This is a genomic window from Nitrosospira multiformis (genome assembly GCF_900103165.1).
In the GTDB taxonomy this organism is placed as follows: domain Bacteria; phylum Pseudomonadota; class Gammaproteobacteria; order Burkholderiales; family Nitrosomonadaceae; genus Nitrosospira; species Nitrosospira multiformis_D.
Genome location: NZ_FNKY01000001.1, coordinates 2,875,312 through 2,888,955 on the forward strand (window position 1 = coordinate 2,875,312; position 13,644 = coordinate 2,888,955).

The window sequence follows — 13,644 nt, forward strand, 5'->3', positions numbered from 1 at the left end:
ACCCACTCATTGCCCTCACTAAGCGTGCTCTTGCTATGCTGCGCTTCTCCCATCGCATGGATTGGCCCTGCACGCCGCCTACCTCCATCCCATCCCATCACTGTTTCTTCCGTTCACACGCTTCCCGACGATGCCCTTTTCACCCATGCCGTTCCCGCCTGGGCCCGTCACGCCCATATTATTGCCGGCGTTCCATGATTCCTCGCCTTGAAAAGGCTTCGGAAACCCGTGAGGCGTCGCTGGAGACTTTCCGATTTGCGCATTGGCGGCGGACTCTATCTTCCCCGTATCGGTTTGTTTTGGTTCTTTGACCGCTTCTATTACCCCTGATGCCCTCTGCCGATTCCAATCCACTGTCTGATTTTTTAACTCTTTGTCAGCCTCTTCCGCGGTTACTGCGCCGATTTCGCTATTGTCCGGTATCCGCAAAATTGGCCCCGTCTTAAGCTGATGCATATTACTGCCAAAGAAAGCATCCCGGTTTGCGCGATGAACAGCGACCAGCATCTGATTAAAGCTTACGCCGGAAGGGGGAACAATATTTTTCACTATTCCAGTTAAAGTGTCGCCGTGCTTTACGGGGCCATAGACAGTATGAGCCTTGCCAGCCGGCACAAATTCCGGCGTGAGCTTGTTTTCAACGGTAATGGGGTTCTTGAGGGGTAGACCTGATCTCTCAGCCGCAGCGGTTTCCGCTTTCACAGAAGTGGGAAGATGAATTTGACTTACCGGTATTATAGGTGGATGCGCATCAATTTCCGGGGGAGCCAGCACAACGGTGTACTCCCGCAACACTCGCGCTGACAGCCCACTCAATTCGATCAAGATATGCAGAAGCGGCTCGGAGACAGGTTGCGGAGAAACTATCCTGATGTAGGGGCTTCCGTTGGAGTGGTTCTCAATACTCGCTTTAAAGGTGGAAAGAAGGGGTACATAATCGACATTGACCTGACGAAAAATTTCCTGTGGCGCGAGCCGCACCGTTAAGGAAGCCTTCTCCTCTTTTTCTACCGCAATCAGATTGATCTCTGCGTCGAATGGTTGGCCTAGAGTGGAATTGACAGTCACTCTGCCCAAACTCGCCGCATGAGCCAGCGCCGGGAACAGAAATGCCACTAAGAGCAAACAAGCTTTGGAAACAGGTTTAGGCACTGCACGCTCTTTGAGAAGAACACCTGCAAGGTTAGGCTTCTACTAGAATTCTCAGCATTCTGCGCAACGGTTCCGCCGCGCCCCACAGTAACTGATCGCCCACTGTAAACGCCGAAAGATATTCTCCCCCCATGGCAAGCTTGCGCAGCCGTCCTACCGGTATGGTTAGCGTTCCGGTAACCATGGCCGGGGTCAGTTCTTTCATCGTGCTCTCGCGGTCGTTGGGAACCACCCGCACCCAGTTGTTGGAAGCTGAAAGAATATCTTCAATTTCGTCCAGCGGAACGTCCTTCTTCAACTTGATAGTCAGCGCCTGACTATGGCAACGCATGGCGCCGACACGAACGCAGATACCATCAACCGGAACGGCATGATCACTTCGCCCCAGAATCTTGTTCGTCTCGGACTGTCCTTTCCATTCTTCCCGTGTCTGACCATTCCCGAGGTCTTTGTCTATCCAGGGAATGAGGCTACCCGCCAGCGGCACGCCGAAATTCTGAGTTGGAAAATTCCCGTTGCGCAGCGTTCCCGCCACTTCCCGATCGATATCAAGGATGCCCGAGGCAGGATCGTCCAATAAATCTTTTGCCACTCGATGGGCTTCGCCCATTTGCAGCAGCAACTCCCGCATATTCTGTGCGCCGGCACCGGAAGCCGCCTGATAGGTCATGGCACTCATCCATTCCACCATATCTTCTTCGAACAAGCCACCCACCGCCATCAGCATTAAACTGACCGTACAATTGCCGCCGATATAATTTTTTACATCATCGTGCAGGGCCTGCTTGATAACCGGCATGTTGACCGGATCAAGAATAATGACTGCGTCCCCCCCCATGCGCAGCGTTGAAGCCGCATCGACCCAGTATCCCTGCCAGCCAGCCTGCCGCAGCTTGGGGAAGATCGCACTGGTATAATCCCCTCCCTGGCAGGAAATAAGGATATCCATTGCCTTCAGCTCATCTATATTGTAGGCATCTTTGAGCGGTGATATTTCCCGGCCGATATCCGGACTTCTTCCTCCTTGCTGCGAGGTGGTGAAAAATACCGGCTCTACCAGTGCAAAATCATTTTCTTCCCGCATTCGCTGCATCAGTACTGAACCCACCATACCGCGCCAGCCAATAAATCCCACTCGTTTCATTGATCGCTCTCTATCCTCTGTCTATATGTTTGCCAGAACGGCGTCGCCCATTCCTTTGGTACCCACCTTTTTCATCCCTGGTTCGTAAATGTCCTCGGTACGATAACCCTGCGCAAGAACCTTTTTCACCGCGCTCTCAATTCGCACCGCCACCGCCTCCTGGTCAAACGTGTAGCGCAGCATCATCGCCACCGACAATATGGTTGCCAGGGGGTTTGCCATATCCTTACCGGCGATGTCCGGAGCCGAGCCATGGATCGGCTCATATAACCCCTTATTCTTGTCATCCAGCGACGCCGATGGCAACATGCCGATGGAGCCAGTCAGCATGGAAGCCTCATCCGACAGGATATCGCCAAACATGTTACCCGTCACCATCACGTCAAACTGCCTGGGATTGCGCACCAACTGCATCGCGGCATTATCCACCAGCATGTGTGAAAGTTCTACGTCCGGATATTCCTTGTTCGTCTCTGTCACCACATCGCGCCATAATTGCGTACATTCCAGTACGTTCATTTTATCCACCGAACACAGCCGGCGATTGCGTTTACGCGCTGCCTGGAATGCCACCCGGGCAATTCTGCGTATCTCCGCTTCGCTATAAATCATGGTATTGAAACCAACACGCTGACCGTCGCGTTGTTCAATACCACGCGGTTCGCCGAAATAGATGTCTCCCGTCAACTCCCGTACGATGAGAATATCCAGGCCCGCCACAATTTCAGGTTTCAGCGTTGAAGCATTTGCAAGTTCTGAATAAAGCACCGCCGGCCGCAGATTGGCGAATAAACCCAGCATCTTGCGTATGCCGAGCAAACCCTGCTCGGGTCTTAGCTGGCGCGGCAACATATCGTACCGCGGACCGCCCACGGCACCGAGGATCGCGGCATCCGCATCGGTCACAAGCCTGCGTGTCGCCTCTGGAAACGGCTCGCCGGCCGCGTCGACCGCGCATCCCCCCAATAGACCCGGTTCCAGTTCAAATTTTAGTCCGTCACTCTTCAGCACTTCCAGTACTCGCACCGCTTGAGCGACAATTTCCGGACCGATACCGTCACCGGCCAGGATTGCAATTTTCATAAAGACCTCAATGAATCCTAATCTCGTTCTGATACGACATGACTTGGAAGATGTTACCGCTTACATGTTAAATATGTGTGGTGAACCAAAGTTTCTTTTGCGCCGCTGCACGGATTGTCGATTTACGCATCTCATTCTCGGCTTGCTTAGGGCTTGCTTAGCGCTCCGGATTCAGAAGACCCTGAAATCCTTTTTCAAACAAATCTTTTCATGCAAACAACCATGGCCGCGCCGCCCGATGCTTCGCCTCGAATGCCTTGATCTTGTCCGCGTGTTGCAATGTCAGGCCAATTTCATCCAGGCCATTCAACAGACTATGTTTGCGGAAAGGATCGATATCGAAGAAGAAAGATTCGCCGCCGGGCGTAGTCACTGACTGATCTTCCAAATTGACAACCAGACGATAACCCTCGGTCGCAAATACTTCGCGGAATAACTGATCCATATTGTCTGCATCGAGCGCAATGGGCAGCAAACCAATCTTGAAGCAATTGTTGAAAAAGATATCGGCGAAACTGAGCGCGATGATCACCCGGAATCCATAGTCCTGAAGCGCCCAGGGCGCATGCTCCCGGCTCGAACCACAGCCGAAATTTGCGCGCGCAAGCAATATTTGCGCACCCCGGTAACGCGGCAGATTGAGTATGAATTCCGGGTTGAGTTTACGCTGTGCGCTATCCATCCCCGGCTCGCCGTGATCCAGGTAACGCCACTCATCGAACAGATTCGGCCCGAAACCGGAACGCTTGATGGACTTCAGAAACTGCTTGGGAATGATGGCGTCGGTATCGACATTGGCGCGATCCAGCGGCGCCACCAACCCCTCACAGGAATGAAATTTTTCCACTCGTTACTTTGTCGATCTCTCAATCGCCTCGCCACCTTTCTGGATATCCTTCCCTACTCCACCAATGGTGTTACATGCGGACAAACCAAAAGCAGCGATCAAGGTAATTATTATGGACAATGTTTTCATTACAACCCCCTCTTATAAAAAAAAATCTTTCTTCCAAATTAAACCCGCCGCGAGCAGCGGAATATTAGCTGCGTTCTTACAATCCGCTGGCTTTCAGCCAGCCTTCGCCCCATGGAGCGAGGAATTAAACCCGCAGAGATTAAATACTAATCAATATTAATATATTTCCCGCACATCTACAAAGTGCCCCGCCACTGCCGCCGCCGCGGCCATCGCCGGACTTACCAGGTGCGTGCGCCCGCCCGGCCCCTGCCTGCCTTCAAAATTGCGATTGGATGTGGAAGCGCAACGCTCCCCCGGGGAGAGCCGGTCGTCATTCATCGCAAGGCACATGGAACATCCCGGTTCACGCCATTCGAATCCCGCTTCACGAAATACCTTGTCCAGTCCTTCCTGTTCCGCCTGATGCTTGACCAGACCGGAACCTGGCACGACCAGGGCAAGCTTGATATTCGCGGCAATATGCTTGCCTTTTACCACATCCGCCGCCGCGCGCAAGTCCTCGATACGAGAGTTGGTGCAGGAACCAATGAATATCTTGTCCGGGTGGATATCGGTGATCGGCGTGTTGGGGGCAAGACCCATGTACTTCAGGGCATGCTCCATGTCATGACGCTTCACCTCATCGGTAATTTGGGACGGATCAGGCACCTTGCCGTCAACCGTTGTGACCATTTCAGGCGAGGTGCCCCAGGTCACCTGCGGCTTGATCTGGGCCGCATCCAGCGTCACCAAGCGATCGAAGGCCGCATCGGGATCGCTTTTCAGCGTGAGCCAGTAAGCCACTGCTTTTTCCCATAAATCACCTTTAGGTGCGAAAGGCCGTCCCTTGATATACTCGATGGTAGTATTGTCCACAGCGATCATCCCGGCACGCGCGCCTGCCTCAATCGCCATATTGCAGAGCGTCATGCGCCCTTCCATGGAAAGCGCGCGTATGGCGCTGCCGGCAAACTCGATGGCGTAGCCGGTACCACCCGCCGTACCGATCCTACCGATAATGGCGAGCGCGATATCCTTGGCGGTGATGCCGTGACCCAGCTCGCCTTCGACCACAACCTGCATGGATTTCGCTTTTTTCATCAGCAGGCACTGCGTTGCAAGCACGTGCTCCACCTCCGAGGTACCGATACCAAACGCGAGACATGCGAATGCGCCATGCGTGCTGGTATGCGAATCGCCGCATACCACCGTCATGCCGGGCAGCGTGGCGCCCTGCTCCGGGCCGATCACGTGCACAATTCCCTGACGCAGGTCGTTCATTTTGAATTCGGTGATATCCAATTCCTCGCAATTCTGGTCGAGCGTTTCCACCTGCAGACGCGATATCGGGTCGCTGATACCGTGGCTTCGGCCAGTGGTGGGAACATTGTGATCGGCCACGGCAAGAATCGAATCCCGCCGCCAAGGCTTGCGGCCCGCCAGCTTCAGTCCTTCAAACGCCTGCGGACTGGTGACTTCATGCACCAGGTGGCGATCGATGTAGATCAGCGCCATCCCATCCGGTTTATCGGACTCCTGGTGCACCACATGGCTTTGCCAGAGTTTATCGTATAAGGTTTGCATCTTGCGGAAATCCCAAGGTAAGTTGTAATTATCCCATAAGACCAGGCTTTTAACTTCAGCCTTTTTTTACATTATCGGCTAATGTTCATCTTCCAGACCACCAACCCCAATCCGAGCAAAACGGCAGCGGCACTCAGGGTAAATGTAAGACCCGCCCCCAGCAACTCCCAGACATAGCCGCTGAATACTCCTCCGAATGCACCACCGAGACCGAATGTAAGACTGGTATAAAGGGCTTGCCCCTTGGCCTGATGGCGTCCGCGAAAGAAGTGATGCACCAGCATCATCGCGGTGGCGTGATGGGCGCCGTATGTCGCGGCGTGCAGGATTTGCGCCAGCACCATCACGGCCAGCCACTCCACTCCCCAGCCTATCATCAAAAAACGTGCTATCGCGCAACTGAAACTGAAAATCATAATCTGCTTCAGGCCAAACCGGCGCATGAGTTGCGGCATCAGAAAGAATACGCCGATTTCGCATATCACGCCTATCGCCCATAACCAGCCAACTATGCCCTTGTTATAACCATGCTCCACCAGATAAATCGAATAAAAAGTGTAATAAGGTCCATGAGCAAGCGCCATCAGCAAACACGCTGCAAAAAACGCCAATACTTCAGGGCGCTTGAATATCTGTCGCACGGAAAGATTGTCTGCGGGTTGAAGCGCTATTTCGGCATCGGGAATCTGCCGGGAAAAAATGATGATGCCCAGCTTGAAACCCAACACCGCCCATAATAACGAGCCTATATCCATGGCATCCAGCAAATAGCCGACGCTTATCACGGCGAAAATAAACCCCAGCGAACCCCAGGCGCGAATACGCCCATATTTTGCCGTGCTTTCGCCGAGGTAAGAAAGCGTGGTTGCCTCGATCAGCGGCAACGATGCGCTCCAGAAGAAGCTCATCAACGCCATCGTTGCCGCCATCCAGGCAAATGATTCGCCAAAAAAAACACCGCAATAACTTATCGACCCCATCACTGCGGCCAATTGCACGATCAGCAACCGTTTACCGGTGTGATCGGCAAGCCAGCCCCAGGCCGCGGGCGCAAAAACACGCGTTACATGCAACAATGACATTAATATGCCAATCTGAAAGGCATTGAAGGAAAGAGACTTAAGATACAGGCTCCAGTAGGGAGCAAATGCGCCGATAAAAGCGAAATGAAAGAAATAAAAACCGGAAAGGGACCAGTATGGAATGGGGCGCATCCGGCCGATTTTAACAGGCTGCAAGGAACAAACAGATAAACACTCAATGCATCGAACTGCAAAGGAAGTATCATCCTGAATCCGGTCGTTGGCTACTTTCATGAAGCCCGGTTTCATCAACAATTCTTTTTTTCATCCAAATACCTAAAACAAAGGAGGCAAGATGACTTGCCTCCTTTGTTTGCGCAACCCTTGAAGCTACGGGCGACGGTTTCTACTTGTGAAAGTGACGGAGCGCCTCGGTCTCGCCTTTGGCACCCTCAATACCTCTTGTCTTTTGCACTATCCGTGTCAACTGGCGCCACCGGGATAACCCTCTCGTCCTTTCTGGGAGCGGATGCCGCATAGTCGACGGAAGACTTGGTGTCCGTGTATGATTTTGTCCCATAATAGGAATGGATCGTATTTTGCCAGGTCGGGTCTGCCATATCCGGCCAATCATCCTTATCAAAGCCCGGTGCGGATTCGAGACGTTCCTTATCTACTTTGAGCAGGAAACGTTTGTTCACGGTATCCAGTTTCAGCGCACTCCACGGCACTGCGAAAAGCTTGTTGGCGATACCGAGAAATCCTCCGAAAGACAATACCGCATAGGCGATTCTGCCATTGTCTACATCCAGCATGATTTCCTTGATATCGCCCAGATCTTCATCTTTATGATTATATACATCGTCTCCAATGAGGGTGTCAGCACCCATCAATCGAGGCCCCGGACCCTTCTCGTCGTAGCTTTTGTACATGCCGTAGATATCGCGATCTTCGTAACTCATGTTTATCTCCTGTCAATATGATATTTGAGAAATCCTCGTTACTGCTGTATGCCCGGCGAAGAAATCCAATCGGGTAAAAGCGTTTCAGGCGAGTACAGAATGCGCAATCTGCTGAATACCGTCAGTACGGTAACACACAAAAACAAGCATTCCGGAATATTCATTACGGTTCACCAATACGAAAGTGGCTGAACTGATTTTTCCCATATTGAACAAGTCCGGGTGCGCTAAACGACTCTTATGTCTGCCAGCACACAAAATTACAGTAACACTGATATTTATAGAGAATTTGCAAATAATATGCATGCATCCTGATAGTTTATCAGGTTTTTTAATATGACTTTTGATTACTTTTTTATCATAAATTCGAATCAGAAAACTGCCAATATCCACGCAGAAATAATTCCAAGTAGATTTCCGATGAGGTTGGGGAAATAAATTTTCCATGATCAGAGCTTCCAATGTGCATACCACACCGTCACTGTTCCGCAGTGACCACGGTTCGGAACTATGTCATGAATAATCTGGAAGTGCGGCACACCTTGGAGTCGATTGCAGAGTATCTGGACATGGGCCCGAGGAACCTGATACGCATTTTCAAGAAAGGATGTGGCATGTCACCGATGAGCCATGTCAATGACGCGCATTGACGTCGCCAGATGCTACCTTGAGCCTACTGATCTGAGCTACAAGGAAATCGCCCAGCGCTGCGGCCTAGAAATCAAGGGAGCTAAAAGATGGGTAATGGATCAAAGCCTTCTGAAAACATGGTAGAGAATTGCTGCCACAACCAGAAGGAGCATGGGCCAGAATTGGGCGATGCCTTCATACCATTGCACGCCCACGGTGATGGGGATTTCCAGCGTGAAATCGGCCTGACTCCCATCCTTCCCGGACAGATGAAGCCGGTATTCCCCCGTTTCACCGATACTCAATACCTGCGTGATGATGCCGGACTCGTAGGTTTTTGGAGGAACTGCCAACAGTGTTTTCGGTGGCGTGCTGCCATCCGTTTTTGCCAGCGTCATGGCCAGCGGCCATTCGCGCGCCGATTCCGGGTAAAGAAGATCGATCGTGACATCCAGTATCCCCGGACCGGGTATTTTTCCGCACAGGACGGGGACGGACATCGCGCTGCTTGCATTCTCGGGAATTTCATAGTCTCCCGGAATGAAATACCCGGAATACCCAACCACTAGGGATTTGGACTCTATCGTGCATGTGCCATCGCGAAACCCCTTCGGATAGGTGTCCGACAGATCCCCTTGGGAGCTCACGTGAAACTGCAGACCGACCGCGACGATTACCGCAAGGGAGGCGGTCAGAACCAGGAAGCGCCGCATTCCCGTCGATAAATTTGCCCAGATGCCGTTCATCGATTTTCTCCTGTGAAAAAACTAGGGCCTGTTAACACTTATTTCGCACCCGCGACGGCGACGGATTTCATTCAGCACGAGGCATGAGCCGCGCGACGGAGCAGGCCTCCGTAAACGGCGAGTAACGAAGGGCTGGATGAAATCCGTCCCGTCCCTTCGGGTTGCTACACAAAAAACGCGGGTGCGAAATAAGTGTTAACAGGCCCTAGATTAAGCCGGTTCAACCGGTTTCTCTAGGGGGGATGGCCGCCAGCGCTGCCAGCGCCCGGCAATAAACAGCACGACCCATAAAACGAATAAAAAAGGAGCCGCGAGGACTGGCAGATTGGCCAGAAGGAAGATTTGAGAGAACCCAATCTGGACCAGTGGAGCAAGGACGCTGGCCAGTACAGCCAGAAGCGCGCTCCGGGTGTCAGGCCTGAGGAAAATTTGTCCTACCGCAACAGAAGCCAGGCCTGCGTTGAATCCATACAGCCCGATTTCGGTGGCATGATAATCGGCTTCCAGTAATGTTGCGACCAGGCTTCCTGTAAACGCGCCACCTGCGAGCAGCAATGCGCCTCGGGGTGATGCAAGCGCGACTCCGATCAGAATCAGAATGCCCACCGCAAGGCTGTCAGCAAAAAATACCTGACTCACCCCTTTTATCAGCAGAGCCGGCCGCATACCAGCCCATGCACTTCCGGCACCGGGCATACTTCCGGACGAGGCCGGAATCGGGAGATCCGGGTCCACCGCGCGAACATCAGGCCCGATATCGAATGCATGATCGACCGCGGGGACCGCCAGAATGAATATCCAGCAAATCAGAACGAATGGCGCCGTGGCGGGAGGAATCTGAAACGTGAAGGGCAGCGCGGACGGCTTCGTCATGAATGCGAAAACCATGCTGGAGAGCATGGCCGCCAGCACGATGTACAGCCAGAGTTGGGGAGTGTGTCCAAGAAACGTCCACAAGCATGCTCCCGCAAGCGTTCCGTTGAAACCGTACAATCCCGCGTCGATATCGCTCCTGGAACACTTCAGGGCAATGGCGGCGGCTGTGCTGCTCACGGCTCCCAAGGTAGCAGCCAGACCGGCCATCGCATCGTTTATATAAAACGCCGCCAGAAAAATAAATCCTGTGACTGCATTGCCGCAAAAAACGACCTGCCCGACGCCTCTGAGAATGACCCTGAGGGACCTGGGCAGCGCCTCATCGATTTTCAATAACCAATTCACGATCATCCCTTTTTTAAACCAGAGTGCTGTGCATGGATGGGAGCTGCCTCAACTGATGACACGATCCATGATGTCCTCGGCGGCCAGCCGCCCGATATGCGCAGCCTCGCTGCTGCCCGTAACCATGGCCGTCACGATGGCGCCGTCGATGATCAGGCTCAGTTTCTCGGTGACAAGGTCCGGATCCTTTGCCCCGCTTGCCGCAACCATTGCCCTGAGCCGCCCGTTTATTCTGTCCCGGTGCGTAATGGCGACATCCTTTACCCAGCCGCAATCCTTTTCATGCTCCGCCACGGCGTTGATGAATACGCAGCCGAAGAAATCCTCTTTCTCGAACCATTCCCCCAGCAAATCGAACAGAAACAGGACGCGCTCCCGAGGCGGGCACTCCAGGTTCGACAGATCCAGGTCGAACCAGCGAAACCACATGTTCGCTTCCGTATCGAATACCGCCTTGAGCAGATTTTCTTTTGAGCCGTAGTGCATATAGAGGCTGCGGCGCGCCACTCCCGCTTCCTGGAGAATCCTCGAAATTCCGGTGGCGTGTATGCCCACGCGACAGAACAAGCGACGCGCAGTCAAAAGCAGCTTTTCTTCCGCCGATTTCCCATGCTGCTCTGCTTTCGTCAATTGGCCCCTCTGTAATCCGTAATGATCAGTGCAAGTTCATCAAACCTGATCAGCCCTGATCGACCCGGTTCGGCTCTCGTCAGCCCTGGAGCGGACTCGTCCGGCCAGTTGCTTCCCGATTTTATTCGCGATCCTGGTCGCTTCCAGGCGAATTTCCCGCAGCTGGCCGCTAAGGGGATTGAGCTGTCCGATGAAGTAAAGGCGCGGCGCACCGGAAAATTCCTGATCCCCCAGAATTACCGGCCTGTCGTCCGGAGTGGCAATGCCGGGGACCTGGACCAGTTCGGCGATGCCGGTGCGAAAACCTGTTCCGGCAACAATAGCGTCCACGCTTAGTACCGCTTCCTTGGCCTGATCTCGAGCCTGGGCTTCAACAGAATGAAAGGCGTGTATGCTTTGCCCGCTGATTTTCCTGATCGGACCGACGATGCGGATGCGTCCTGCGCGGACATCCCCCACGAAGGGGTGATAGAGAATGGGTACCACCTGGGTCCGGGCAAACTGCTGGGATACCCTGGATGAAGGAAAAGGAAGACCGAAAGGCGTCAGGTCGCCTATGAAAACCCGCTGCAGAAGTTGCAGGAGGCCATCCACCCAGATTACCGGCAGGGAGTGTGTCGCCACGCCGATTCCAACCAGAGGAACGCCGAAAACGCTTTTGGGAAGAATATGCGGCGGCGTCCTGATGGATATCGTCACTGTCCTGGCGTGCTCAACGAGCCTGCTTGCAATTTCAGCAGCAGAATTTCCGCTGCCGACCACCAGTACATGCTGCCCCGCATAGGTTCTGGCATTCTTGAACTTCGAAGAATGGATGATTTCCCCGGAAAAAGTCTCCATGCCTTCCCATTCGGGAATGACGGGAATACGTGCACCCCCCGTCGCGATCACCACGGATCGCGACTCAAATTTCGCCCCATCATGGCTGGCGATGACCCAGATGTCGCGCTGAGGGTCGTATTCGATTTTCCCGATGTCGATTCCGGTCTGAACCGTGAATCCGCCGCGTTCAGGAAATGTTTCGAGGATGCGCACAAGCTCGTCGCGCGAAGGCCAGCGACCGGCTGAACGGGGGAACGGGCTCCCGGGGAGCTGTGACAGGACGCGTCCCGAGTTCAAACGCAGTCCATCGTAATGATTGCGCCAGACGTCCCCCACCGCTGGTGTCTTCTCCAGTACCAGCGGATCGAGGCCGGTTCTTTTCAGCTCATACGCCACCGACAAGCCCGCAGGGCCGGCGCCAATCACCGCCACATCATGCACATCCGTCATGTTCATCGCTCTCCTATTACATGAAAACTCGGCTGTTTTATTCGATCATTCATGAGTAATCCCGATATCGAGGGGAACGGGACGCATTATGGTGTCTGGGATAGGCGCGGTCTTGAGCAGACTGGCCAGGATCCCGTTTACCTCATCTTTAGAGGAATCGGTCCGGATATCCACGTCTACTCTGATGCCCTCAAACCCTGGATTGCCGGATTCCACGCCGTAGGCGGCGCGAAAGTTCACCCGGCCGGAAACATTCAGCCGCAGCGATTTTACCGTGATACCCGCAGCCGATAACCCGCCGATATAGGTGGCAGCAAGGCAATGGCCGACTGCTGTGAGCAGCATGTCCTGCGGCGTCAAGCCGATCCCGCTGCCACCGTACCGCACTGGTTCATCTCCGGCGACCTCCTGTCCGTCGGTGACGCGCGAGATGGTGTGATAGCCCTTTTCCCAGACAACCGTCGATTGATATTGAGGCTTCGCAACAAAGCCATCCCCATCTGCCTGAATGAGATCCCGTGTTGCCCTGGATTTATTGAGATCGATTCCGTTCATGTTTTTTGCTGTCATTCGCTCATCTCCATGTCAGAAAAGACAACGCCGATGCCCTTGCTGCTTCGACCAATACGGCAATCCAAAAAGTAGACCGATCAGTCTACTCATTCTATCCCCTGGATAAAAACATTACAAGAGGACAGGGCACAAGTTGGGGGATTTCCTGAAGATGAAGACAAAACTGCGATATCCGCGATCTTTGCCGGGAATTCATTCGCTTCTGTCGGGGATAGCAATATTTGGTGGTGAACTGCTGGCTATCGATGATGCCAGCATTGGGGGATTGTTGCGGAGAGCCGGGCCGTGCGACGAACATAGCCATGTATTTCTGCGATCCAAACAGCCCATGGCGCAGAGGAACCAATGAGAATACCAATGCCCTGCTAAGACAATACTTTCCAAAGGGAACGAGAATGGCGCCATACACGCAGAGTCAACTGAATGACGTCGCCGAAAAACTAAACTCTCGCCCAAGGAAAACGCTGGATTTTAGAACACCCGCCCAAGTATCGGACGAAGCATTGCACTGACCGGTTGAATCCACCACAGCTATTTTCTGATCAATTCCTCCAGCTAGCACCTGCTGTAAAATCACTTATGACAATGTCTGGCACAACAGAAACAGGGATGGGAGAATAGCGGCATTGAGAATAGCGTTTAACCTAGGGCCTGTTAACACTTATTT

The 13,644-nt window shown here is 53.3% G+C and carries 15 protein-coding genes and 1 pseudogene; 2 read left to right on the top strand and 14 right to left on the bottom strand.

Going from position 1 to position 13,644, the window contains the following annotated elements; translation table 11 throughout:
• Positions 1-78: 78 nt before the first annotated feature.
• From BLR00_RS12935 to BLR00_RS12975, 9 genes are all read right to left on the bottom strand, one after another.
• Positions 79-1,116: a type IV pilus assembly protein FimV gene (locus BLR00_RS12935; protein ID WP_074633309.1), complete on the bottom strand. Its 1,038-nt coding sequence runs from the start codon at positions 1,114-1,116 to the stop codon at positions 79-81.
• Between the two features lie 67 nt (positions 1,117-1,183).
• Positions 1,184-2,296 carry an aspartate-semialdehyde dehydrogenase gene (asd, locus tag BLR00_RS12940; RefSeq protein ID WP_074633311.1) on the bottom strand — a complete coding sequence of 371 codons (1,113 nt, stop codon included), beginning with the start codon at positions 2,294-2,296 and terminating at the stop codon, positions 1,184-1,186.
• 21 nt (positions 2,297-2,317) lie between these two features.
• The gene (gene leuB / locus BLR00_RS12945) at positions 2,318-3,379 is read right to left on the bottom strand and encodes a 3-isopropylmalate dehydrogenase (protein WP_074633314.1); all 1,062 of its coding nucleotides are present in this window, start codon (positions 3,377-3,379) and stop codon (positions 2,318-2,320) included.
• A 208-nt stretch (positions 3,380-3,587) separates the two neighbouring features.
• Positions 3,588-4,226 (bottom strand): 3-isopropylmalate dehydratase small subunit, encoded by a 639-nt coding sequence (gene leuD / locus BLR00_RS12950; protein ID WP_074633317.1) that lies wholly within the window; start codon positions 4,224-4,226, stop codon positions 3,588-3,590.
• 3 nt (positions 4,227-4,229) lie between these two features.
• Positions 4,230-4,355 carry an entericidin A/B family lipoprotein gene (locus tag BLR00_RS12955; protein ID WP_074633320.1) on the bottom strand — a complete coding sequence of 42 codons (126 nt, stop codon included), beginning with the start codon at positions 4,353-4,355 and terminating at the stop codon, positions 4,230-4,232.
• A 156-nt stretch (positions 4,356-4,511) separates the two neighbouring features.
• Complete coding sequence (gene leuC / locus BLR00_RS12960) at positions 4,512-5,921, bottom strand: 3-isopropylmalate dehydratase large subunit (RefSeq protein WP_074633323.1); 1,410 nt, start codon at positions 5,919-5,921, stop codon at positions 4,512-4,514.
• Positions 5,922-5,992: 71 nt separating this feature from the next.
• A complete protein-coding gene (locus BLR00_RS12965; RefSeq protein ID WP_074634315.1) occupies positions 5,993-7,135 on the bottom strand; it encodes an MFS transporter in 1,143 nt (380 codons plus the stop codon).
• A gap of 260 nt (positions 7,136-7,395) precedes the next feature.
• Positions 7,396-7,905 carry a PRC-barrel domain-containing protein gene (locus BLR00_RS12970; protein ID WP_074633327.1) on the bottom strand — a complete coding sequence of 170 codons (510 nt, stop codon included), beginning with the start codon at positions 7,903-7,905 and terminating at the stop codon, positions 7,396-7,398.
• A gap of 84 nt (positions 7,906-7,989) precedes the next feature.
• Positions 7,990-8,352, bottom strand: coding sequence for a hypothetical protein (locus tag BLR00_RS12975; protein ID WP_107797697.1), 363 nt, complete (start codon positions 8,350-8,352; stop codon positions 7,990-7,992).
• Between the two features lie 68 nt (positions 8,353-8,420).
• On the opposite strand from BLR00_RS12975, the gene BLR00_RS17085 reads away from it, so the two are divergent.
• Complete coding sequence (locus BLR00_RS17085) at positions 8,421-8,555, top strand: hypothetical protein (protein WP_256324150.1); 135 nt, start codon at positions 8,421-8,423, stop codon at positions 8,553-8,555.
• A gap of 99 nt (positions 8,556-8,654) precedes the next feature.
• On the opposite strand, the gene BLR00_RS12980 is transcribed toward BLR00_RS17085, so the two are convergent.
• The 5 genes from BLR00_RS12980 to BLR00_RS13000 all read right to left on the bottom strand — a co-directional run bounded on the left by BLR00_RS12980 (position 8,655) and on the right by BLR00_RS13000 (position 12,974).
• Complete coding sequence (locus tag BLR00_RS12980) at positions 8,655-9,281, bottom strand: hypothetical protein (RefSeq protein ID WP_074633332.1); 627 nt, start codon at positions 9,279-9,281, stop codon at positions 8,655-8,657.
• Between the two features lie 210 nt (positions 9,282-9,491).
• Positions 9,492-10,502: an urea transporter gene (locus BLR00_RS12985; protein WP_074634316.1), complete on the bottom strand. Its 1,011-nt coding sequence runs from the start codon at positions 10,500-10,502 to the stop codon at positions 9,492-9,494.
• 48 nt (positions 10,503-10,550) lie between these two features.
• Positions 10,551-11,132 carry a TetR/AcrR family transcriptional regulator gene (locus BLR00_RS12990; RefSeq protein ID WP_074633335.1) on the bottom strand — a complete coding sequence of 194 codons (582 nt, stop codon included), beginning with the start codon at positions 11,130-11,132 and terminating at the stop codon, positions 10,551-10,553.
• A 39-nt stretch (positions 11,133-11,171) separates the two neighbouring features.
• Positions 11,172-12,410 (bottom strand): flavin-containing monooxygenase, encoded by a 1,239-nt coding sequence (locus BLR00_RS12995; RefSeq protein ID WP_074633338.1) that lies wholly within the window; start codon positions 12,408-12,410, stop codon positions 11,172-11,174.
• 39 nt (positions 12,411-12,449) lie between these two features.
• On the bottom strand, positions 12,450-12,974 hold the full coding sequence (locus tag BLR00_RS13000) for an OsmC family protein (protein ID WP_074633340.1): 525 nt from the start codon (positions 12,972-12,974) through the stop codon (positions 12,450-12,452).
• 290 nt (positions 12,975-13,264) lie between these two features.
• Here BLR00_RS13000 and BLR00_RS13005 point away from each other — a divergent pair.
• A pseudogene (locus BLR00_RS13005) lies at positions 13,265-13,489 on the top strand (IS30 family transposase); the annotation flags it as partial.
• Positions 13,490-13,644: the final 155 nt, after the last annotated feature.

Bases quoted from the DNA above. Each gene is read 5' to 3' on its own strand.
- asd (WP_074633311.1), bottom strand. From the start codon at position 2,296: ATGAAACGAGTGGGATTTATTGGCTGGCGCGGTATGGTGGGTTCAGTA.
- leuB (WP_074633314.1), bottom strand. From the start codon at position 3,379: ATGAAAATTGCAATCCTGGCCGGTGACGGTATCGGTCCGGAAATTGTC.
- BLR00_RS12955 (WP_074633320.1), bottom strand. From the start codon at position 4,355: ATGAAAACATTGTCCATAATAATTACCTTGATCGCTGCTTTTGGTTTG.
- leuC (WP_074633323.1), bottom strand. From the start codon at position 5,921: ATGCAAACCTTATACGATAAACTCTGGCAAAGCCATGTGGTGCACCAG.
- BLR00_RS12965 (WP_074634315.1), bottom strand. From the start codon at position 7,135: ATGCGCCCCATTCCATACTGGTCCCTTTCCGGTTTTTATTTCTTTCAT.
- BLR00_RS12970 (WP_074633327.1), bottom strand. From the start codon at position 7,905: ATGAGTTACGAAGATCGCGATATCTACGGCATGTACAAAAGCTACGAC.
- BLR00_RS12975 (WP_107797697.1), bottom strand. From the start codon at position 8,352: ATGGAAAATTTATTTCCCCAACCTCATCGGAAATCTACTTGGAATTAT.
- BLR00_RS17085 (WP_256324150.1), top strand. From the start codon at position 8,421: ATGAATAATCTGGAAGTGCGGCACACCTTGGAGTCGATTGCAGAGTAT.
- BLR00_RS12980 (WP_074633332.1), bottom strand. From the start codon at position 9,281: ATGAACGGCATCTGGGCAAATTTATCGACGGGAATGCGGCGCTTCCTG.
- BLR00_RS12995 (WP_074633338.1), bottom strand. From the start codon at position 12,410: ATGAACATGACGGATGTGCATGATGTGGCGGTGATTGGCGCCGGCCCT.
- BLR00_RS13000 (WP_074633340.1), bottom strand. From the start codon at position 12,974: ATGACAGCAAAAAACATGAACGGAATCGATCTCAATAAATCCAGGGCA.